21 protein-coding genes, 1 tRNA gene and 1 pseudogene are annotated in these 21,601 nt (G+C 63.0%); 17 read left to right on the top strand and 6 right to left on the bottom strand.

Annotated features, from left to right (window positions below; translation table 11 throughout):
• Nucleotides 1-89 precede the first annotated feature (89 nt).
• Genes CXR43_RS13055 through CXR43_RS13045 form a run of 3 tightly spaced genes read right to left on the bottom strand, consistent with a single transcriptional unit; the run spans nucleotide 90 to nucleotide 1,732 of the window.
• Nucleotides 90-293, bottom strand: coding sequence for a DUF1737 domain-containing protein (locus tag CXR43_RS13055; protein ID WP_103334496.1), 204 nt, complete (start codon nucleotides 291-293; stop codon nucleotides 90-92).
• A gap of 4 nt (nucleotides 294-297) precedes the next feature.
• Nucleotides 298-843 (bottom strand): NnrU family protein, encoded by a 546-nt coding sequence (locus CXR43_RS13050; protein WP_103334495.1) that lies wholly within the window; start codon nucleotides 841-843, stop codon nucleotides 298-300.
• A gap of 34 nt (nucleotides 844-877) precedes the next feature.
• Nucleotides 878-1,732, bottom strand: a complete 855-nt coding sequence (locus CXR43_RS13045; RefSeq protein ID WP_103334494.1) for an HpcH/HpaI aldolase/citrate lyase family protein — start codon at nucleotides 1,730-1,732, stop codon at nucleotides 878-880.
• Between the two features lie 191 nt (nucleotides 1,733-1,923).
• Between CXR43_RS13045 and CXR43_RS13040 the strand changes: the two genes are divergently transcribed.
• Both CXR43_RS13040 and CXR43_RS13035 read left to right on the top strand, forming a co-directional pair.
• Entirely contained in the window at nucleotides 1,924-2,235 is a 312-nt protein-coding gene (locus tag CXR43_RS13040) for a hypothetical protein (RefSeq protein WP_103334493.1), read from the top strand.
• Nucleotides 2,236-2,327: 92 nt separating this feature from the next.
• The gene (locus CXR43_RS13035; protein ID WP_103334492.1) at nucleotides 2,328-2,519 is read left to right on the top strand and encodes a CsbD family protein; all 192 of its coding nucleotides are present in this window, start codon (nucleotides 2,328-2,330) and stop codon (nucleotides 2,517-2,519) included.
• A gap of 78 nt (nucleotides 2,520-2,597) precedes the next feature.
• On the opposite strand, the gene CXR43_RS13030 is transcribed toward CXR43_RS13035, so the two are convergent.
• The gene (locus CXR43_RS13030) at nucleotides 2,598-3,353 is read right to left on the bottom strand and encodes a sulfite exporter TauE/SafE family protein (protein WP_103334706.1); all 756 of its coding nucleotides are present in this window, start codon (nucleotides 3,351-3,353) and stop codon (nucleotides 2,598-2,600) included.
• A 156-nt stretch (nucleotides 3,354-3,509) separates the two neighbouring features.
• Here CXR43_RS13030 and mdh point away from each other — a divergent pair, with 156 nt between their 5' ends.
• The 12 genes and pseudogenes from mdh (at nucleotide 3,510) to lpdA (ending at nucleotide 17,452) form a co-directional block, all read left to right on the top strand.
• Nucleotides 3,510-4,472, top strand: coding sequence for a malate dehydrogenase (mdh, locus tag CXR43_RS13025; protein ID WP_103334491.1), 963 nt, complete (start codon nucleotides 3,510-3,512; stop codon nucleotides 4,470-4,472).
• Nucleotides 4,473-4,856: 384 nt separating this feature from the next.
• Nucleotides 4,857-5,390 (top strand): VPLPA-CTERM sorting domain-containing protein, encoded by a 534-nt coding sequence (locus CXR43_RS18080; RefSeq protein WP_246831384.1) that lies wholly within the window; start codon nucleotides 4,857-4,859, stop codon nucleotides 5,388-5,390.
• A 293-nt stretch (nucleotides 5,391-5,683) separates the two neighbouring features.
• Entirely contained in the window at nucleotides 5,684-6,925 is a 1,242-nt protein-coding gene (pepT, locus tag CXR43_RS13015) for a peptidase T (protein WP_103334490.1), read from the top strand.
• A 25-nt stretch (nucleotides 6,926-6,950) separates the two neighbouring features.
• A complete protein-coding gene (locus CXR43_RS13010) occupies nucleotides 6,951-7,640 on the top strand; it encodes a class I SAM-dependent methyltransferase (RefSeq protein WP_103334489.1) in 690 nt (229 codons plus the stop codon).
• Between the two features lie 200 nt (nucleotides 7,641-7,840).
• Nucleotides 7,841-9,034 carry an ADP-forming succinate--CoA ligase subunit beta gene (sucC, locus tag CXR43_RS13005; protein ID WP_103334488.1) on the top strand — a complete coding sequence of 398 codons (1,194 nt, stop codon included), beginning with the start codon at nucleotides 7,841-7,843 and terminating at the stop codon, nucleotides 9,032-9,034.
• 84 nt (nucleotides 9,035-9,118) lie between these two features.
• Entirely contained in the window at nucleotides 9,119-9,682 is a 564-nt protein-coding gene (locus CXR43_RS13000) for a hypothetical protein (RefSeq protein ID WP_146036525.1), read from the top strand.
• Nucleotides 9,683-9,698: 16 nt separating this feature from the next.
• Nucleotides 9,699-10,259, top strand: a complete 561-nt coding sequence (locus CXR43_RS12995; RefSeq protein ID WP_146036524.1) for a hypothetical protein — start codon at nucleotides 9,699-9,701, stop codon at nucleotides 10,257-10,259.
• A 16-nt stretch (nucleotides 10,260-10,275) separates the two neighbouring features.
• Nucleotides 10,276-11,160 (top strand): succinate--CoA ligase subunit alpha, encoded by an 885-nt coding sequence (sucD, locus tag CXR43_RS12990; RefSeq protein ID WP_103334485.1) that lies wholly within the window; start codon nucleotides 10,276-10,278, stop codon nucleotides 11,158-11,160.
• An 84-nt stretch (nucleotides 11,161-11,244) separates the two neighbouring features.
• Nucleotides 11,245-14,205, top strand: coding sequence for a 2-oxoglutarate dehydrogenase E1 component (locus tag CXR43_RS12985; protein WP_103334484.1), 2,961 nt, complete (start codon nucleotides 11,245-11,247; stop codon nucleotides 14,203-14,205).
• Nucleotides 14,206-14,239: 34 nt separating this feature from the next.
• Nucleotides 14,240-15,505: pseudogene (gene odhB / locus CXR43_RS12980) on the top strand (2-oxoglutarate dehydrogenase complex dihydrolipoyllysine-residue succinyltransferase); the annotation flags it as partial.
• 88 nt (nucleotides 15,506-15,593) lie between these two features.
• Nucleotides 15,594-15,989 (top strand): MAPEG family protein, encoded by a 396-nt coding sequence (locus CXR43_RS12975; RefSeq protein WP_103334483.1) that lies wholly within the window; start codon nucleotides 15,594-15,596, stop codon nucleotides 15,987-15,989.
• Nucleotides 15,990-16,063: 74 nt separating this feature from the next.
• On the top strand, nucleotides 16,064-17,452 hold the full coding sequence (gene lpdA / locus CXR43_RS12970) for a dihydrolipoyl dehydrogenase (protein WP_103334482.1): 1,389 nt from the start codon (nucleotides 16,064-16,066) through the stop codon (nucleotides 17,450-17,452).
• Nucleotides 17,453-17,470: 18 nt separating this feature from the next.
• On the opposite strand, the gene CXR43_RS12965 is transcribed toward lpdA, so the two are convergent.
• Together CXR43_RS12965 and CXR43_RS12960 are read right to left on the bottom strand one after the other, a co-directional pair.
• Complete coding sequence (locus CXR43_RS12965; protein ID WP_103334481.1) at nucleotides 17,471-18,121, bottom strand: GntR family transcriptional regulator; 651 nt, start codon at nucleotides 18,119-18,121, stop codon at nucleotides 17,471-17,473.
• Nucleotides 18,122-18,154: 33 nt separating this feature from the next.
• Nucleotides 18,155-18,853, bottom strand: coding sequence for a M48 family metallopeptidase (locus tag CXR43_RS12960; protein ID WP_103334480.1), 699 nt, complete (start codon nucleotides 18,851-18,853; stop codon nucleotides 18,155-18,157).
• Between the two features lie 135 nt (nucleotides 18,854-18,988).
• On the opposite strand from CXR43_RS12960, the gene CXR43_RS12955 reads away from it, so the two are divergent.
• From CXR43_RS12955 to CXR43_RS12945, 3 genes are all read left to right on the top strand, one after another.
• A complete protein-coding gene (locus CXR43_RS12955) occupies nucleotides 18,989-19,321 on the top strand; it encodes a TIGR02300 family protein (protein ID WP_103334479.1) in 333 nt (110 codons plus the stop codon).
• A gap of 117 nt (nucleotides 19,322-19,438) precedes the next feature.
• Nucleotides 19,439-19,514 (top strand) — tRNA-Ala (locus CXR43_RS12950).
• A 266-nt stretch (nucleotides 19,515-19,780) separates the two neighbouring features.
• Nucleotides 19,781-21,211, top strand: a complete 1,431-nt coding sequence (locus tag CXR43_RS12945) for a site-specific integrase (RefSeq protein ID WP_168219828.1) — start codon at nucleotides 19,781-19,783, stop codon at nucleotides 21,209-21,211.
• Nucleotides 21,212-21,601 lie beyond the last annotated feature (390 nt).

Genomic DNA, 21,601 nt, shown 5'->3' with positions numbered 1-21,601 from the left:
GGGGGCCGCCACTGGCTCTGCCACTGGTCCGAAGAGCCAGTGGCGGCGGGGCTGGCCCCCCCGGCGCATCCAGCACGCGCATCGCTGGCCTAATGGTCGCCCAGCTTCGTCTCTGGCGTGTATTCCCCCAAGGACTCCTTCACCACCGCCTGCCCGCAGCGCATCACGCCGCGCGCGGCGTCAAAGGCATAGGTCGGGGCGCCATGCAGCACCCAGCCCTTGTTCAGCGCCGCCGTGACCTTGTGGCAAAAGGCCGATGTGTCATCCTCCGTCAGGAACCGATACAGCTTCATTTCATCACCCCCAAGGCTGAACCCCCAGCCAGTTGTGAATCAGCATCACCACCAGCGTCACCACCAGCGTAGCGCCGATCGCCACGAATTCCTTGGCCACCGGGCGCGGGTCCGGACGCACCCATACCGGCTGCGCGCGGTTGATCACGATCACCTCGACCACGGCCCAGGCCAGCAACCCGCCAAACAGCACAAAGCTGCGCAGATCGCCGTTCACCAGCAGATGCGCCACGGCCCAGAGCTTGAACCCGGTCAGCTGCGGATGCCGCACCTTGCGCGCCAGCCAGGTTTTTGACCCCGACACCGCATACATATAGACGGCCAGCACCATCAGCAGGTTGTTGATCCCCACCAGCGCCGGCGACCGCCCCCACCACACCGGCCCCTCGGCCTGACCATAGCCCCACCACATCAGCACCACGCTGAGCACCAGGGCGACCGCGACCGCCCCCTTGCCCGCTTCGCCCATCCGGGCCCGCGCGTCGGGTGCCAGCCGTTTGAAGAAATGCGCGCCCCACCAGAGCGCCACGCCAAGGATCAGGATTGTCATGGGTCACCTCCGGTTGCCTGGCCGCACCATGGCCCTAAACGCCCAGACCCGCAATCGCCTCCGCCTGTGCCAAAGTGGCCCGGGCTGTCACAATGTGCAAATTCTCCACAATCTTGCCGTCGACCACGGCAACCGCCTGCCCCTGCGCAATCGCCGCATCAAAGGCCGCGATCTGGCGGCGCGCCAGATCGATCTCGGCCGCGCCGGGGGCAAAGGCGGCATTGGCAATCTCCAGCTGCGCCGGGTGGATCAGCGTCTTGCCGTCAAAACCCATGTCGCGGCCCTGATCACATTCGGCGCGCAATCCGTCTTCATCCTTGAACGCATTGTAGACGCCATCCACGATCACCCTGTCATGCGCCCGCGCCGCCAGCAGGCACAGCCCCAAGCCCGCCATCATCGGCAGCCGGTCGGCCCGATTGCGCGACCCCAATTCCCGCGCCAGATCATTGGTGCCCATCACCATGCCCTGCAAAGCCGGATGCGCGGCAATTGCCGCCGCGTTCAGCATGCCCAATGCAGTTTCCATCATCGCCCACAGCGGCTTGCCCGGCACAAGGGCCGCCACCGCATCCAGATCGGCCGGCGTGCTGACCTTGGGGATCAGCACCGCATCAACCCCCGGATGATCGGCAAAAGCCGCCGCATCCTCTCGGCCCCACGCCGTATCAAAGCCGTTGATCCGCACAATACGCGCTCTTGGCCCATAATCGGCCCGCAAAGCCTGCGCCAGCACGTCGCGGGCGCGGGTCTTCTCCTCGGGGGCCACCGCATCTTCCAGATCAAAGATGATGGCGTCAGCAGCCAGCCCTTGCGCCTTCTCCAGCGCCCGCTCCTTCGAGCCGGGGATATACAAAACAGAGCGGAACGGACGCGCAGGCTTCGGCATTGATTCGACCTCAAGCAATAATCTTGCGCCAGAAGCTCCGATTTCGTCACAAATCGCAAGCATAAATGTGCCGCATTGCAGCATCCGCCGCCGCGCCGCGCGCGCCGTTAATCGTTTCTACGCACTCCGGGCGCAGCCTTTCCGGCAAGCCCTGATCCCGCCCCCTGCAACCCCCACCGGAAAGGCACGCTATGACACAGACGTTTCTCGCATTCTCGCTCGGTGCCGCCGGGCTCCTCCTTGCCGCCAGCCAGACCCATGCCGCCCCGCAATGCGGCACCCGGGCCCTGGTCCTTGGACAACTGACTGAAAAATACGGCGAAACGCTGCATGGCATGGGTCTGGCCAACAACAACAGCGTGATGGAGGTCTATGCCTCCCCCACCTCGGGCAGTTGGACCATCACCGTCACCCTGCCCGACGGCCGGATGTGCCTTGTCGCCTCTGGTCAGGGCTACAAGGCCTCGGCCAGCGAAATGCCGGCAAAGGGGCAGAAAGTCTGACATCCCGATTATTTCTGCACCCGCATGGAACTCCCTGCCGAAAGCCTGCGTTGATAGGGCATACAACGTTACACTTATGGAGGGAATGAACCATGAGCAGCACGAGCGACAAGATCAAGGGCATGGCCAACGAAGCCGCAGGCAACGTGAAACAAGCCGTCGGCAAAGCAACCGACAATCCGAAACTGCAAGGCGAAGGTTTCGCACAAGAGCGCAAGGGCGAAGCCCAGCAGGCTGTTGGCGATGCCAAGGATGCAGTGAAGAAGACCGTCGACAACGCATAAGGTTGACGTTCGAAAGGCTTTCCTCAAGGCCGGAAAAGGGTGCCCTCGCGGCACCCTTTTCTTATGCGTGCCAAGGGATCAAAAACCAAGACCCTCGGACGCCCCATCCCACAGCAGCTTGACCGACAAGAGCAGCAGCGCCCAGGTGACAACGCGAAAGAACGTGGCCTCCGGCAAGAGCTTCACCAGACGCACCCCGGCAAACACCGCCACCGCCGCCGCCGGCATCAACACCACCGCCACCTTAAGATTGGCCGCATTCAGCTGCCCCAGATGCCAATAGGGCACCAGTTTTACCGCATTAAGAATGGCAAAGGCGATGGTCGACGTGCCGGCAAACGCCATCTTGGACAGGCCCAGCGGCATGACATATACCTGATAGGGCGGCCCGCCCGCGTGGCTGACAAAACTGGTAAAGCCTGTGACCGCGCCCCAGAACAGCCCCGGCGCCACCCGCGCCGCACGTGGCTCCACCCGCCCCCGCCGCCGCAGCAGCAAGTTAAGCGCAAAGACAAACCCGATGGCCCCGACCAGCGCCACCACGGCCCAGCCCGGCACCAGCGACGCGGTGGCCCAGCCAAACACCACCCCCGCCACCATCCCCGGCACCAAAATGGCCAGCACCCGGCGGTCAAAGGCATGGCGGTAGGCATACAGGCCGAACATGTCCGACAGCACATAAACCGGCAGCAGCAATCCCGCCGCCGTCACCGGGTTGATCACCAGCGCCAGCACCGGCACCCCCAGCAGGCCCACCGCGGGCAGGCCTCCTTTGCTCATGCCCACCAGCACCGACGCGACCACCGCCGCCACCCAGAACGCCCAACCTTCCACCGGCACCTCCGCTTTGCGCCTACCGCTAGCGCAAACACTGCCGCGTCGCCAGCCATCCGGCACACAGACGCATACAATCCATGCCATGCACGGCTTGCCAGACGCGCCACAAGGGGCTAGGCCATGGCGCAAATCACACCAGACGGGAGAATACCCATGGCACGACCCAAGATCGCCCTCATCGGCGCCGGACAGATCGGTGGCACGCTCGCCCACCTCGCCGCGATCAAGGAACTCGGCGACATCACCGTGTTCGACATCGCCGAAGGCATGCCGCAGGGCAAGGCGCTGGACATCGCGCAATCCGGCCCGTCCGAAGGCTTCGACGCCGTCATGAAGGGCACGAACTCCTATGCCGACATCGCCGGTGCTGATGTCTGCATCGTCACCGCCGGTGTGCCGCGCAAGCCGGGCATGTCGCGCGACGACCTGTTGGGCATCAACCTCAAGGTGATGAAATCGGTCGGCGAAGGCATCAAGCAGCACGCCCCCGATGCCTTTGTGATCTGCATCACCAACCCGCTCGATGCCATGGTCTGGGCTTTGCGTGAGTTTTCGGGCCTGCCGCACAACAAGGTGGTCGGCATGGCGGGCGTGCTCGATTCCGCACGCTTCCGCCACTTCCTCTCGGTCGAATTCGACGTGTCGATGCGCGATGTCACCGCCTTCGTTCTGGGCGGCCATGGCGACACCATGGTGCCGCTGACCCGTTATTCCACCGTCGGCGGCGTGCCGCTGCCAGACCTCGTGCAGATGGGCTGGACCACGCAGGAAAAGCTTGACGCCATCGTGCAGCGCACCCGCGACGGCGGTGCCGAAATCGTTGGTCTTTTGAAAACCGGCTCCGCCTTCTATGCCCCCGCCACCTCTGCGATTGAGATGGCCGAAGCCTATCTGAAAGACCAGAAACGCCTCCTGCCCTGCGCGGCTTATGTGGATGGCGCGCTCGGCCTGAACGGCATGTATGTCGGCGTCCCCACCGTGATCGGCGCCGGTGGCGTGGAGCGTGTGGTCAACATCACGCTGAACAAGGACGAACAGGCAATGTTCGACAAATCGGTTGATGCCGTGAAAGGTCTGGTCGAGGCTTGCAAGGCGATTGACCCTTCGCTGGCGTGATCCGCTGACGGCATGACATCCGGCGCGCGCTCCGAAAGGGGCGCGCGTCTTGCATTCGGCCTTGCGCTTTTGCGGTGTGAACGTTGCGGAAACGCCTGCCCGGGGGCTGCGCCGCCCATGGCCGACCGCTTCGAATCATCTTGCGCCACGACAGGATCGCAGACCGGCCCAGGAACGTCCGTCCTTTCACGGCGGTAAACGACTAAAATTTTTGCTTAATCCTGCCCAACCCCGGTGAAAAGCGCAGCCGACTGCGAAATCACGCGGCAACACCCTTTGCATGGCGCAAAATACAACCTAAGATTGTTCACATCTGCGACTGCCGCTTTCAGGTTGTGGCAGGTGCAGGATTGCATTGCCTTCTGATTTAAAGGGACACAACGAATGTCGAAGATGAAAATGATTTTGGCGGCTGCCACGCTGGCCGTCAGTGTTGGCGCTGCCGACGCGGCGACCTACACCTTTGTCGGGAGCTGGGATGTCTACAACGACTTGGCCCCGGTCTGGACATCGGCGCCGCCGGATGGCCCGCTGGCCTATACCGCACAGGAAGCCGCGGCATTTCTGTTTGGTGGCGCGGCCTCTGACTATGTCATCTCGACAGTCAGTGACCTTGTGGCCGATATCGATTTCATGGCCTGGTATGACGTGATCGGCTATGGCGAGGCGATGTTTGCCCAGGATTATAACAACAAATACCTTGGCCAGTTCTATGGCCCGACGTCGGGCTATGGCAACGACTCGAACGGTGCCGCTTCGGCGTTCATTCGGGACAATCTGTTTGCCGGTGGCCGGATCAACTATGCTTTCTCGGTCGCGCCAAACCCTGCTGTCGTTCCGCTCCCCGCTGCGGGCATTCTGCTGGTCGGCGCACTCGGCGGTCTTGGCATGGTCGCCCGTCGCCGCAAGCCGGTCTGAACCGCAAGAAGACGGACAGGGGCGGCACCAAACGCCGCCCCTGTCCGCCCTTGCTTGGGACGACACGCACGCGGTGACACGGCAAGGAAGGGTGGTTCGACGGCGCGGCCCCGTTTCAGAGGCAAGGCCCTGATGGTCTGGCAGGTTGGCAACGATGGCACCACCAAAGCCAGGGAGCCGGCCCTACCCAAGCAAGCCATTGATTCCATTGTATCCTTCAACCAACCGCCGCGCTCCCTTGACTTCCCCGCACAGGTCTTGCCAACTCTGCCAGACCTCGAAGGAAGCCACCGATGACCCTTTTCGACGCCGAGCTGGAAACCCGCCTCACCCGCTATGCCGCCCTCGACAGCCAGAGCGATGCGGCCTCCGCCACCGGCCCCTCTACCGAAATCCAGTGGACCATCCTGCGCCTGCTGGCGGATGAGCTGAAAGCGATCGGCGCGGCCGAGGTGCAGCTGACCGATTACGGCACCGTGCTGGCCACGATCCCGGCCACGGCGCAAGGCCCGACCATCGGCTTTCTGGCCCATGTCGACACCGCCCCGCAGTTCAACGCCAAAGGCGTGAAGCCCCGGGCGATCCATGGCTACAATGGCGGCGACATCACCTTTCCCGATGCCCCCGGCCTCGTCCTCTCGCCCTCGGATTTCCCCTATCTGGCCACCAAACAGGGGCACACCATTGTCACCGCCTCCGGCACCACCCTGCTGGGTGCCGATGACAAGGCCGGTGTTGCCATCATCATGACCGCCGCGCGCCACCTGCTGGAAAACCCGTCCATTCCGCACGGCCCCATCCGCATCGCCTTCACCCCGGATGAGGAAATCGGCCGCGGCGTTGACGCCCGCCTGCCCGCCGACCTGAAGGCAGACTTCGCCTATACCTTCGATGGCGGCGCGGTGGGCGAGGTGGAATACGAAAGCTTCTCTGCCGATGGCGCGGTGGTCACGGTCAAAGGCGTATCGATCCACCCCGGCACAGCCACGGGCCGGATGGTCAACGCCATCTCGCTTGCCGCCAAGATCATCGCTGCCCTGCCGCAATCGACCATGACCCCGGAAACCACCGCCGGGCGCGATGGCTTCATCCACGCCACCGACATGACCGGCAGCGCATCGGAAATGGTGCTGCACTTCATCCTGCGCGACTTTGAACGCGAGGGTCTGGCGCAAAAGGGCGAGATCCTGCGCCAGGTCTGCGCCGCCGTGCAGGCCACCGAACCCCGCGCCGAAATCACCTGCACCATCACCCCGCAATACCGCAACATGCGCTACTGGCTGGAGACGGACATGACACCCGTAGACCTTGCCCGCGCGGCCTGCGCGCGGATCGGCGTCTCCCCGGTGTCGGTGCCCATTCGGGGCGGCACCGATGGCTCGCGTCTCACCGAAATGGGCGTGCCCTGCCCCAATCTGTTCACCGGCATGCAGAACATCCACGGCCCGCTGGAATGGGTCTCGGTGCAGGACATGGCGCAGGCGACCCAGCTATTGCTGGCGCTGGTGCAGGAAGCGGCGGCCCCCAGCACATGACCCGCGCCTGTCGAGGCCAAGCCGGATGACTCACCCGGTCTCGCCCTACCTCAAGCCCGGTTTCTACGACACCGCCCTTGCCAAAGGCCGCCACCGTGACATCGTGGGCGGGCGTTGGGACGAAACCGGCCGCATCCAGATGCAGATCCTGCAAGAGGCCGGGATGCAGCCGCACCACCACCTGCTCGACATCGGGGCCGGCAGCCTGCGTCTGGGCTGCAAGGCGGTGCCCTATCTGGCTCCCGGCCACTATTGGGCAACCGACGCCAGCCGCGCGCTGATGCTGCGCGGGCGCGCGGTGGAACTGCCCGAGCCCACGCGCCTGCCCAAAGACCAGCTGATCGAGGACAGCCACTTTGCCCTGCCCGGCGTGCCGGACGGCATAGATTTCGCCATCGCGTTCGGCGTCTTCACCCATCTGCCGCTTTGCGTGCTCCACAGCGCCCTGCACCGGATGCGGCCCCGGCTTGAGGCCGTGCAGGGCCTGTTCTTCACCGTGTTTCTGGCCCCCGAAGGTCCGCCCCAACCGTTTCGTCAGGCCGATGGCGTGGTCACCCACCCCGACCGCCCCCCCTATCACTTCCACAGCTCCGACATTGGCACCACCTGCCGCGCGACCGGTTGGTCTGCCTGCCGCTGCGACCTGATGCTGCCCAGAGGACAGGTGCTTTTCCGGGCCACACCCACCGCCGGCCCGGCCGCGAATCAGAGCTGATCCGGCCGGCAACGCCGCATTTCTGCCGAAGCGGAGGCCGCGTGATCACTGCCCGGATTTCTGTGATCACACCCTCGAAGAGTGTGATCACAAATGCCGGAATTTACCGACATTTTGCGCTAACACCCACAATCCCGTTTGGTTAACGCACGCATTCATGGCATGAGGCGTCCAAAATCACGACCCAGAGGACGCTGCTCATGAACATCCACGAATATCAGGCCAAGTCCCTTTTGCGGGCCTACGGGGTTCCCGTTTCGGACGGGCGCGTTGTGCTGCGTGCCGAAGAGGCGAAATCCGCTGCCGGTGAAATGGACGGCCCGCTCTGGGTGGTCAAGGCGCAGATCCACGCCGGCGGCCGCGGCAAGGGCTCGTTCAAGGAGGCCGAGGCTGGCGAAAAGGGCGGCGTCCGCCTGGCCCGCTCGGTCGAAGAGGCCGCCGAATTCGCCCGCCAGATGCTGGGCCGCACCCTGGTGACGGTGCAGACCGGCGAAGAGGGCAAGCAGGTCAACCGCATCTACATCGAAGACGGCTCCGACATCGAACGCGAGCTCTATCTCGCCTTGCTGATCGACCGCCAGTCCAGCCGCATTTCCATCGTCTGCTCGACCGAAGGCGGGATGAGCATCGAGGACGTGGCGCATGACACGCCCGAAAAGATCCTGTCCTTCACCATCGACCCGGCGGCAGGCTATTCCGACTATCACGGCCGCCGCGTCGCCTTTGCCCTGGGCCTCACCGGCAACCAGATCAAGCAGTGTGGCCAGATCGTCAAGAACCTCTACCGGCTGTTCGTCGACAAAGACATGGACATGCTGGAAATCAACCCGCTGGTCGTCATGAAAGACGGCAACATGAAGCTGTTGGATGCCAAGATGGCCTTCGACGGCAATGCCATGTACCGCCACCCCGACATCGCCGCCCTGCGCGACGAGACCGAGGAAGACCCCAAGGAACTGGCCGCCTCGAAATTCGACCTGAACTACATCGCGCTGGATGGCGAAATCGGCTGCATGGTCAACGGCGCCGGTCTGGCGATGGCCACCATGGACATCATCAAGCTTTACGGGGCCGAACCCGCCAACTTCCTTGATGTCGGCGGCGGCGCCACCAAGGAAAAGGTGACCGAGGCGTTCAAGATCATCACCTCCGACCCGAACGTCAAAGGCATCCTGGTCAACATCTTCGGTGGCATCATGCGCTGCGACATCATCGCCGAAGGCGTGATCGCGGCGGTGAAAGAGGTCGGCCTCAAGGTGCCGCTGGTGGTCCGTCTGGAAGGCACCAATGTGGAACTGGGCAAGGACATCATCCGCAACTCGGGCCTGAACGTCATCGCGGCGGACGACCTGAAGGACGGTGCCCAGAAGATCGTCAAAGCAGTCAAGGGCTGAGGTCAGGTGATGCGGCCGTCAGGACCTTCTCTTGCAAGTCGCGCCACTGGCGTGGGGCGCATCGCGCTCTGCGCCGGGACGTTGATGGTCCTGCCGGTCAATACCGCCATGGCGCAGCAACCCATGCTGGAAGCCGTCGCCAAGGAGGTGCTGACAGAGTTTGTCACCACCTGCGGCGCGGCAACCTCGGATCCGGCGGGGTTTGTCGCGGCCTCGGCGTCGATCCCCGGCCTGCGGCATGTCTCCAGCCCGGATGGCACCATCCTGATGATGGGATATGACCGCGGCCTGACCTCTGGCAGCATCCATGAGCTGTCTGTCGAGGTGACGATCTCTGCCATCGCCCCGGGCGTCATGCATGTGATGTGCGGTGCAGGCTCCCTGCCGGCGGTGCAGGACTATCCGGCGATTGATGCCGCGTTCCGCGCGGTGGTCGATGCCACGCCCGGCACCAGCCGGGTCGGGGGAAAGATGCCGCATTATTCCATCATCGGCGACCCCGGCGATGCCGAATACATCTCGGGCGACGACAATTATCTGTATTTTGTCACCGGCTGGTCCGCCCAACGGCCCACCCTCCACATGTATTCCGATATCGGCATGATCGGCATCGATCTCTGGACGCAGGTCCAGATCGACGCACCATGACGGCTGGAGTGGCACGATGACCCCGGTAAAGCGGATGGGAGGGAACGGGCGGATAACGGGGCAGATGGGTCTGGCACTCACCCTGCTGGCTGCGTCCCCCGCCCCTGCCCAGACCATGGCCGAGGCGGCCTGGGCCAATATGGCGGTGGCGGTGCAGTTGTGCGAGATTCGGACCAGCGATCTGGATGCTTGGGCCCAGTCCTTCCGCAACACCGGCTTTTCCGAACCGTCAGACCGGAGCGATGTTGCAGAATACATCACCCATCGGTTCACCGCACCGGCTCAAACCGTCGTGGTCGACATCAGCTATGGGGAAACGCCCGAAGAGTGCCACCTGCACAGCGCCTATCTGGACGTAACGCTCGCCTCGCACCTGCTTGACGAGCTTATCCCCAAACTGCACCCGACCTATGTGCGCAAAGTCACCAATGGCGAGGTCGGCCCCTCGGGCCAACCCGCGCTCTGCGTCAGCTATGAAGACCCCTCCACCCCCATCGGGCATGTTGTAGGTGCCTCCTCCGAACAAGGCTGTGTCGATGATGGCACCAGCCGGATCTACAGCAGCTACCGTTTCTAAGAAAAGAAGGACCACCATGGCCATCCTCGTCAATGAAAACACCAAAGTGATCTGCCAGGGCTTCACCGGAAGCCAGGGCACGTTCCATTCCGAACAGGCCATCGCTTACGGCACCAAGATGGTCGGCGGTGTGACGCCCGGCAAAGGCGGCACCAGCCATCTTAACCTTCCGGTCTTCAATTCGGTGCATGAAGCAAAGGCCATGACCGAAGCGAACGCCTCTGTGATCTATGTCCCGCCACCCTTTGCCGCCGACTCGATCCTCGAGGCGATCGATGCCGAAATCGAGCTGATCATCTGCATCACCGAAGGCATTCCGGTGCTCGACATGATGAAGGTCAAGCGCGCGCTGCAAGGCTCCAGCTCGCGGCTGATCGGGCCGAACTGCCCGGGCGTCATCACGCCGGATGCCTGCAAGATCGGCATCATGCCGGGCCACATCCACCGTCGCGGCTCTGTCGGCGTGGTCTCGCGCTCCGGCACCCTGACCTATGAGGCTGTGAAGCAGACCTCTGATCTCGGCCTGGGCCAGTCCACCGCCGTGGGCATCGGCGGCGACCCGATCAAGGGCACCGAACACATCGACGTGCTGGAAATGTTCCTGGCCGACCCCGAAACGCATTCGATCATCATGATCGGTGAAATCGGGGGTTCCGCCGAAGAAGAGGCCGCACAATTCCTCGCCGATGAGAAAAAGCGCGGCCGCTGGAAGCCGACCGCCGGCTTCATCGCGGGCCGCACCGCCCCTCCGGGCCGCCGCATGGGCCATGCCGGGGCCATCGTGGCCGGCGGCAAGGGCGACGCCGAAAGCAAGATCGAGGCGATGAAATCCGCTGGCATCATCGTCGCTGACAGCCCGGCCACGCTGGGCGAGGCTGTGATGAAAGCCATCGGCAAATAAACGCCTCCCCGGCTGCGGGTCCGCCCGCAGCCTCTTATATCGGTACGTATCTTCACACGGTCCCACCCCAGACGAGGTTATTCCATGACCGAGCAATCCCCCAACAGCCAGTTCCGCGCAGGATCCTTCCTTGATGGGGCCAATGCCGATTACATCGACCAGTTGCAGGCCCGCCATGCCGCCGACCCTGCGTCGGTCGATGCGCAATGGGCGGCGTTTTTCCGCGACCTTGGCGAGACGGAAAGCGATGCCAAGGCAGCAGCCGCCGGCCCAAGCTGGGCCCGCACCGACTGGCCGCCGATGCCCGCCGATGATCTGACCGGCGCGCTGACCGGCGAATGGCCGGTGGCCGCCCCGGCCAAAGAAGGCCGCGCCGCCGCCGCCAAGATCGCGGCCAAAGCCGACGAAAAGGGCGTCTCGCTCTCTGACACTCAGGTGCAGCGCGCCGTGCTCGACAGCATCCGCGCCCTGATGATCATCCGCGCCTACCGGATCCGGGGCCATCTGATCGCCGATGTCGATCCGCTGAACATGCGTGACAAGACCCTGCACCCGGAACTCGACCCCCGGTCCTATGGTTTCACCGAAGCCGACATGGACCGCCCGATCTTCATCGACAACGTGCTGGGCCTGCAGGTCGCGTCGATGCGCCAGATCATGGATATCGTCAAACGCACCTATTGCGGCACCTTTGCCCTGCAATACATGCACATCTCCGACCCCGAACAGGCCAGCTGGCTCAAGGAACGGATCGAAGGTTACGGCAAGGAAATCCAGTTCACCCGAGAGGGGCGCCGCGCCATTCTCAACAAGCTGGTCGAGGCCGAAGGGTTCGAGAAATTCCTGCACGTCAAATACATGGGCACCAAGCGCTTTGGCCTTGATGGCGGCGAAGCCCTGATCCCGGCAATGGAGGCGATCATCAAGCGCGGCGGCCAGCTTGGCCTGCAAGAGGTGGTGATCGGCATGCCGCACCGGGGCCGCCTGTCGGTGCTGGCCAATGTGATGGGCAAACCCTATCGCGCGATCTTCCACGAATTTCAGGGCGGCTCCTACAAGCCCGAAGACGTGGATGGTTCGGGCGATGTGAAATATCACCTCGGCGCCTCGTCAGACCGCGAATTTGACGGCAACAAGGTCCACCTGTCGCTGACCGCCAACCCGTCGCACCTTGAGGCGGTGAACCCGGTCGTGCTGGGCAAGGTCCGCGCCAAGCAGGATCAGCTGAGCGACGCAGACCGCACCAAGGTGCTGCCCGTGCTGTTGCACGGCGATGCAGCCTTTGCCGGCCAGGGCGTCGTGGCGGAATGTTTCGGCCTGTCGGGGCTCAAGGGCCACCGCACCGGCGGCACCATCCACATCGTGGTGAACAACCAGATCGGCTTCACCACCGCGCCGGCATTCTCGCGCTCCAGCCCCTATCCCACCGACATCGCCCTGATGGTCGAAGCGCCGATCTTCCACGTCAACGGCGACGACCCCGAGGCTGTGGTGCATGCCGCCAAGGTCGCCATCGAATTCCGCCAGAAGTTCCACAAGGATGTGGTGCTTGATATCTTCTGCTACCGCCGCTTTGGTCACAACGAAGGCGACGAGCCGATGTTCACCAACCCGGCGATGTACACGGCGATCAAGAAGCACAAGACCACGCTGCAGCTTTATACCGAGCGTCTAGTCAAGGACGGCCTGATCCCCGAGGGCGAGATCGAAGACATGAAGGCCGCCTTCCAGGCCCGCCTGAATGAAGAATTCGACTCCGGCAAGAGCTTCAAGCCCAACAAGGCCGACTGGCTCGATGGCCGCTGGTCCGGGTTCGAGCGGGAACGCGATGAATATCAGGCCGGCGAAACCGCGATCAAACCGGAAACCATGGCCGAAATCGGCGCGGCGCTGACCCATGCGCCAGAGAATTTCGACCTGCACAAAACTGTGGGCCGCCTGCTGGAAAACAAGTCCAAGATGTTTGCCGAAGGCAAGGGCTTTGACTGGGCCACCGCCGAGGCGCTCGCCTTCGGCAGCCTTGTCACCGAAGGCACTCCGGTGCGGCTGTCCGGTCAGGATTGCACGCGCGGCACCTTCAGCCACCGCCATTCCGGCCTGGTCGATCAAACCTCGGAAGAGCGCTACTATCCGCTCAACCACATCCGCGCAGGCCAGGCGCGCTATGAGGTGATCGATTCGATGCTGTCGGAATATGCGGTGCTCGGGTTCGAATATGGCTATTCGCTGTCCGAACCCAATGCGCTGACCCTGTGGGAAGCGCAGTTCGGCGACTTCGCCAATGGCGCGCAGATCATGTTCGACCAGTTCATCAACTCGGGCGAATCCAAATGGTTGCGCATGTCGGGCCTCGTCTGCCTGTTGCCGCATGGCTATGAAGGCCAGGGGCCGGAACATTCCTCGGCCCGGCCGGAACGCTTCCTGCAGATGTCGGCAAATGACAACTGGATCGTGGCCAATGTCTCGACCCCGGCCAATTACTTCCACATCCTGCGCCGCCAGATCCACCGGTCGTTCCGCAAACCGCTGATCCTGATGACGCCGAAATCCCTGCTGCGTCACCCGATGGCGGTGTCGGATGCGGCTGATTTCACCACCGGCTCCTACTTCCACCGCGTGCTCTGGGATGATGCGCAAAAGGGCCATTCCGAGCTCACCCTGAAACCCGATGCCGACATCAAGCGCGTGGTGATCTGCTCCGGCAAGGTCTATTACGACCTGCTGGCCGAACGCGACAAGCGCGGTGCCGATGACATCTACCTGCTGCGGCTGGAACAGTTCTACCCCTTCCCGGTGCAGTCGATGTCCAAGGAGTTGGAGCGCTTCAAAGGTGCCGAAATCATCTGGTGCCAGGAAGAGCCGAAAAATCAGGGCTACTGGACCTTTGTCGAACCCAATATCGAATGGGTGCTGACCAAGATCGGTGCCACCCAGTCGCGCCCGCGCTATGTGGGCCGCTCGGCCTCGGCCTCGCCCGCCACGGGTCTGGCCAGCCGGCACAAGATCGAACAGGATGCGCTGGTCTCCGAAGCCCTGACACTCTGAACCCCACACCCGCCGCGGGGCCAGCCGGCCCCGCAGCCCGCCACAGACATATGCGCCCGCAGCGGCGCGGAGGAAGACGAAGATGACAGACGTGATGGTCCCCGCCCTTGGTGAATCGGTCTCCGAGGCCACCGTGTCGACCTGGTTCAAGAAGGTCGGCGATGTGGTCAAGCAAGACGAGATGCTGTGCGAACTTGAAACCGACAAGGTCTCGGTCGAGGTTCCGGCCCCGGCCTCCGGCGTGCTGGCAGAAATTCTGGTGCAGGAAGGCGAAACCGTCGCCGCCAATGCGCGCCTTGGCATCATCTCCGAAGGCGCCGCCGCCCCAGCGACCAAGGACGAGCCAAAGGCCGAAAAGGCCGAGGCGGTGAATTCCCCCGGCGCCGGGCCAGAAACCATGACCGAGCGCAAGGATGTCGAAGACGCGCCTTCCGCCAAGAAAGCCATGGCCGAAGCCGGCCTGACCCGCGATCAGGTGCAAGGCTCGGGCCGCGATGGCCGCGTGATGAAGGAAGACGTGGCCAAGGCCCCCGCGCCCGCCGCCTCGCCGGCCCCGACCCCCGCCGCCATCCCGCGCGGCCCGGTCAGCACCGATGACGCCAGCCGTGAAGAGCGGGTGAAGATGACCCGCCTGCGCGCCACCATCGCGCGGCGCCTGAAAGACGCGCAGAACACTGCCGCCATGCTGACCACCTATAACGAGGTGGACATGTCGGGCATCATGGCCCTGCGCAACGAGTACAAGGACGCCTTCGAGAAAAAGCACGGTACCAAGCTGGGCTTCATGTCCTTCTTCGTCAAAGCCTGCACCCATGCGCTGAAAGAAGTGCCCGAAGTGAACGCCGAAATCGACGGCGGCGATGTGATCTACAAACACTATGTCCACATGGGCGTGGCTGTCGGCACGCCCAATGGTCTGGTGGTGCCGGTGGTGCGTGACGCCGATCAGATGGGCTTTGCCCAGATCGAGAAAACCATCGCCCAACTGGGTGCCCGCGCCCGCGATGGCAAGCTGAGCATGGCCGACATGCAGGGCGGCAGCTTCACCATCTCCAACGGCGGCGTCTACGGCTCACTGATGTCATCCCCCATCCTGAACCCGCCGCAATCGGGCATCCTTGGCATGCACAAGATCCAGGACCGTCCCGTGGTGGTCAACGGCCAGATCGTCATCCGCCCGATGATGTACCTTGCGCTGTCCTACGATCACCGGATCGTCGATGGCAAAGGGGCGGTGACCTTCCTCGTCCGCGTCAAAGAAGCGCTGGAAGACCCGCGTCGCTTGTTGATGGATCTGTGACGAACGGCGGGGTGAACCCCGCCCTACCCCAGCGATCAACGGGTGTAGGGCGGGGTTCACCCCGCCCCCCTTTCGGAGTGCCGATGCCATGACCCCCGAACTCACCGCCCTCGCCCTCGCGGGCCTGCTGCAAGCCGTGCAGTTCCTCCTTTTCGCCGTTCCGGCAAACAAGGAGCTTGGCACCGGCTACACCTCCTCCGCGCGCGACAAGCCGCCCTCACGGCAGCTGTCCATCCGGACCGCGCGGCTGCAGCGCGCGCTGAACAACCATTTCGAGGGGTTGATCCTCTTCACCCTCGCCGTGGTGGTCGTCACCCTCGGCCAGCAATCCAGCCCGGTCACCCAGACCGCCGCCTGGGTCTATCTGGCCGCCCGCCTCCTCTATATCCCCGCCTATGCCCTCGGCCTGCGCCCCTGGCGCTCGCTCGTTTGGGGCATCGGTTTCGTGGCCACCCTCACCATGATCGTGGCCGCACTGACGTAAGGCGCTTTGCCATACGTCAGCCATACATGAACCATACGCGGGCCAGACCCCCGCGATTGCCGAAAGGAAAGACCGTGGCAGAGTTTGACGTGATCATCATTGGCGGCGGCCCCGGCGGCTATGTCTGCGCGATCCGTGCGGCACAGCTGGGGCTGAAAGTGGCCTGTGTCGAAGGGCGCGATACCCTTGGCGGCACCTGCCTGAACGTGGGCTGCATCCCCTCCAAGGCGCTGCTGAATGCCACGCATCACCTGCACGAAGTCCATGAAAACTTTGAGAAAATGGGCCTGATGGGGGCAAATCCCACCGTCGATTGGGCCAAGATGCTGGCCTATAAGGATGATGTGATTGCCGGCAACACCAAAGGCATCGAATTCCTGTTCAAAAAGAACAAGGTCACCTGGCTGAAAGGCTGGGGCACCATCCCGGCCCCTGGTCAGGTCAAGGTGGGGGAAGAGGTTCACACCGCAAAAAACATCGTGATTGCAACGGGTTCCGAGCCGTCATCGCTGCCCGGCGTGACGGTGGATGAACAGGTGATCGTCACCTCCACCGGCGCTCTGGCGCTGCCCGCCGTGCCAAAATCCATGGTGGTGATCGGCGCGGGTGTGATCGGGCTGGAAATGGGCTCGGTCTACGCCCGCCTTGGCACGCAGGTGACGGTGGTCGAATACCTCGACGCCATCACCCCCGGCATGGATGCCGAAGTCGCCAAGGCCTTCCAGAAGATCCTGACGAAACAAGGCATTAAGTTCATTCTGGGTGCCGCCGTGCAAGGCGCAGAAACCACCGGGACAGGGGCGAAAGTCACCTATAAACTGCGCAAGGACGACTCTGCGCATGACCTCGAGGCCGAGGTCATTCTGGTCGCCACGGGCCGCAAACCCTATGTCGACGGTCTGGGGCTGGAGGCTTTGGGGGTCGAGCGGCTGCCGCGCGGGCAGATCAAGACCGACGACCATTTCTCCACCAATATCAAGGGCCTGTATGCCATCGGCGATGCCATCACCGGCCCGATGCTGGCGCATAAGGCCGAAGATGAAGGCATGGCCCTGGCCGAGATCATGGCCGGAAAACATGGCCATGTTAACTACAACGTAATCCCCGGTGTGGTATACACCACCCCCGAGGTGGCCTCTGTCGGCGCCACGGAAGAACAGCTGAAAGAACAGGGTCGCGCCTATAAGGTCGGCAAATTCAGCTTCATGGGCAATGCCCGCGCCAAGGCGGTGTTTCAGGCCGAAGGCTTTGTGAAAATCCTCGCCGACAAGGAAACGGACCGCATCCTGGGGGCCCATATTATCGGCCCAATGGCGGGCGACCTGATTCATGAGGTCTGTGTGGCAATGGAATTCGGGGCCTCGGCGCAAGATCTGGCACTGACCTGCCACGCACACCCCACATATAGTGAGGCGGTGCGTGAAGCCGCCCTCGCCTGCGGTGACGGGGCCATCCACGCCTGAGTGCTGCTGGCGGGGTCCCTACCCCGCCAGATGCCGCAAGCCTTGCGTCACATCGGTGCGTACCGCCAGCCGCAACCCCGGCTCATCGCCTGCCTTCAGGGCGGCGAGGATCAGCCGGTGGTAATGCGGCGGCTCCTTGCGGCGCAGCTTGGAATAGAGCGCGCGCATCGTTGGCCCCAATTGCAGCCAGACCGTCTCGCAGATTGCCAGCATCGCCGGTGCCTGCGCGCGCAGATAGAGGGTGCGGTGGAATTCCAGATTGGTGCGCACATAGGCCACCGCATCCTGCCTCTGCACCGCTTCGGCATTCAACATGTTGATCGCGGCCAGCCGGTCGATCAGGGCGAAATGCGCCCGCGGCAGGGCGCGGGCCGCCATCTCGGGCTCCAGCAGGGCGCGGATCGCGGCCAGTTCCTCGATCCGCTCCGGCGTCAGCTCCGGGGTTGATACACGGCCCGAGCTGGAAATGGTCAGCGCCCCCTCGGCCACCAGCCGGCGGATCGCCTCGCGGGCCGGCGTCATCGAGACGCCATGCTCCTTGGCCAGCCCGCGCAGGGTCATCGGCTGTCCGGGCGGCACCTCGCCATGCATCACCTGCTGGCGCAGGCTGCGGTACAGCCGTTCATGCGCGGCGGCGTTCGGATCGGTCAGGCGAGGTGTGATCGGCATGATTGCCAGCCAAGCACCGCTTTTGCCCCGGGGTCAATCCCCGGTCTGCGGACCAAAGACATAGCCGTGCAGCGCCTGACCCTCGGCATGCAGCCAGCCGCGCTGCACTTGCCAGCGGGGAAACAACTGCTCGACCACCGCCCAGAACGCGGGGGAGTGGTTCATCTGCGCCAGATGCGCCACCTCATGCGCGGCGACGTAATCCAGCACAGCCGGCGGGGCCATGATCAGCCGCCACGAAAACATCAGGGCACCATCATGCGCGCAAGACCCCCAGCGGGACCGCGTATCACGCAGCGTCAACCGGGCATAGGGTCGCCCCAGCCGCGCCGCGTGCCGGTCACAGGCCGCCGCCAGACGGTCGCGTGCCATCAGCTTGAGAAAGGCCCCCGCCCGCACCCCCGCCTGCGCCGGATCGCCAGGGATCAAGAGCGATTCGCCCTCCAGCCGGACTGACCGCCCGCTGCCTAGTTGCAGCGCCCGCATCAGCCCCTCCACCGGAATCACATCGCCCAGACCCACCACGCGACGCCCCGGCATCTGCGCCAGCGTCTGGCGGATCCAGCCTTCCTGTTCCGCCGCGAATCGCAGGGCCTCCGACTCGCGCGCGCGCAGCGGCATCGACAGGGTCACCCGGCCATCAAGCCGCGACACCCGCAAGGAAAACCGCCGTGTCCGGGCAGACCGGCGCAGGGTGATATCGACGGGGGGAAAACCGGGAAGCTGGGGCATTTGTCGCTCTTGCAAGGCCGTTACAGCATAGCCATCTTGACAATGGCGGCAATGGGGCCAAAAGCCTTTGACAGACGCGGGCCCTTGTGGCAAGCGACGCCGTTACTGCAATTCCACAGCCTTAAGGGAACCACCATGCCCAAGGAAGAATGGGGTACGAAGCGCATTTGCCCGACCACCGGCAAACGCTTCTATGACCTGAACCGCACCCCGATTGTCAGCCCCTATACGGGCGAGGTCGTGGATATCGAATCTGCCCGCCGCAAGATGGCGGCCTCGGTCATTGCCCGCGTCGTGCCTGAAAAGGACGAAGAGGTTCTGGTCGATGATCTGGAAGCCGATGACGATCTGCTGGAAACCGCGACCGATGACGCCGATCTGGATGATGATCTGCTGGAAGATGACGCCGATGACAACGTCTCGCTCGACGAACTGGCCGATGTGGCCGGGGATGAGGACGAGGCCTGAGTCGGCCCGCCGCAAGAATTTGCGGGGGCGCGGACGGGCGTGCAAAAAACCACTTGCACCCCCCCACGGCCTCGCCTAAATACCGCCCATCGAAGCGGCAACGCCTCGGCACCCGGTGGGGTCATAGCTCAGATGGGAGAGCGCTTGAATGGCATTCAAGAGGTCCGCGGTTCGATCCCGCGTGGCTCCACCAAACTCTTACTTTTCAAGGACTTAGGATAGCAGATACGCAGGTGCGGCACCACGGGGTGACACACGATGCTAGTACATGCTTACCTGACACGCTCCCGGCACAGCATATTCTACTTTCGCTGGCCGCTTCGCTCGGCTGCTGCTAACGATGGACGACGGTGTATCCGGATCTCGTTGCAGACGCGATGCCCGAGGGAGGCCACGACGCTTGCCCGTGAACTAGCTGCCTTCGGCACATCGCTAGAGCGAACGGGAGAACTCAGCACCATGCGGCATGATGAACTTCGGAAAGTCGTGCATGCGGCCTTCAAGGCCCGGCTGGTCAAGATGCTTGATGGCGTTGGCGCGGGTGGCCCGATGTCAGAACTGGCACTCGCCCCTCTCCAGACATCCCTGATGCTCGCAGAGGGCACGCCGGAGGATTTCCGCGCCATTGCCCTAGCCGATGATCCGCAGCCCTTCCTGAGCCGTTTCTGTGCCTCCAGCGGCCTGCCCCAATCCGAGGCAGAGGAACGGCCCGAACGCCTGCTGCGGGAAATTCAGATGGCTTGGCGCGACATGCTCAGGGAGTTCGATAAGCATCACTCCGCGCTCAACCACTACGACTTCAACAGCACCGATGTCCCTGCGCCGTTCACAGAACCAGCATCAGCGGCACTTGAGGGCATCAGCTTGGCAGACGCGATAGCGGAATACATCGCAGAGAACCGCCGCGCAAAGAGTTGGGAGGTTGGCACGTTCGCCAAGAAACAGGCTGCGCTTGACGCACTGACAGAATTGCTCGGCACCGACACCAAGATAGGGACCATCACCAAGCAACACGCAAGGGACGTGAAGCAGGTTGTGTCCAAGTTACCGCCGAACAGGAACAAGCAACAGGCAACCCGCCACTTGACCATAAGGGAGGCCGCAGCACTTCCCGGCATCGCGCCAATGTCCACAGTCACAGTGAACAGCTATATCAGCATCTATCAGAGTTTCTTCGATTGGGCTGAGAAGAACGGACACACTGAAACGAACCCGTTTGAGGGCATGAGGGTGTTGGGCAGTCGGAAGGAAAGCAGGGAACAGCGCCAAGCGTTCAAACCCGAGGCACTGCAAGCTGTATACGCTGAACTCACGCAGAACACCCGTGGACTTGTCAAGAAGCAGAGCCACAAGTGGGCTAGCTTGATAGGCATGTTCAGCGGCGCACGACTTAATGAGATATGCCAGATGGAAGCGGCAGACCTGCAACAGCAAGACGGCATATGGTACTTCAACCTGTTCGAGAGCGAAGACGATGTGGGCAACAAGAAGTTCAAGACTGCTGCTGCCCGCCGCAAGGTTCCTGTGCACAACCGCTTAATTGAACTCGGACTGCTCGACTATCACAGAGACATATGCAGCCGGACAACTAGCAGAATGTTCCCGGATTATAACTTCGAGCCGAAGGCAGGTTATGGCCGCGCACTCGGCAGATGGTTTAATGACGTTCTGACACCTGCACTTGGCATCAAGTCCAAGGCGCATGTCTTTCATGGCTTACGGCACACAATGGTGACGCGACTTATACAAGCTGGAGTGGAAGACCCTGTTTGCCAGTCTATCGTCGGGCATGAACGCAAGGGAGTAACACAGGGCACATATAATCGGGAAGGCTATACGCTATTGCAGTTGCAGCAGGCCATCAACAAGTACCCCGTACCTACCACTTGAGGCAGGACGTGCTATCATTGCACCGACGAGTTCCGCATTCAACTTCACAACGCTTTGCCTCGTCAAGTTCGGAACACCCGCCTGCGCAGTTGCCGCCCGCATCCGCGCCGCTAGCCCTGCACCACTTCGGCGCATTTCTTCCACAGCACCATACAGGCCGGAAGGTAGAGCGACGAAGGCAGAGTGAACTTCCAGCCCAAACCTGCTGCGTGGATCACAGAGCGCATCGAGTTCATCCGCATCAAGATGCACGAGTGCTGCAGGGCTGAGCCTGAGCCAAATCATAAGGTTAGCGGCGGTATACTCGACCGTGCCAACAGGGAGCCTCAGGCAGAATGCCCTCAGATCATCGGCAGTCCAGCAGGGGAGAGGCTGAGCAGCCCTCTGCAA

Source organism: Pseudotabrizicola formosa, assembly GCF_002900965.1.
GTDB lineage: Bacteria > Pseudomonadota > Alphaproteobacteria > Rhodobacterales > Rhodobacteraceae > Pseudotabrizicola > Pseudotabrizicola formosa.
Note: the sequence above shows the minus strand (reverse complement) of the source record. Positions and strands in the feature narration are given on the sequence as shown.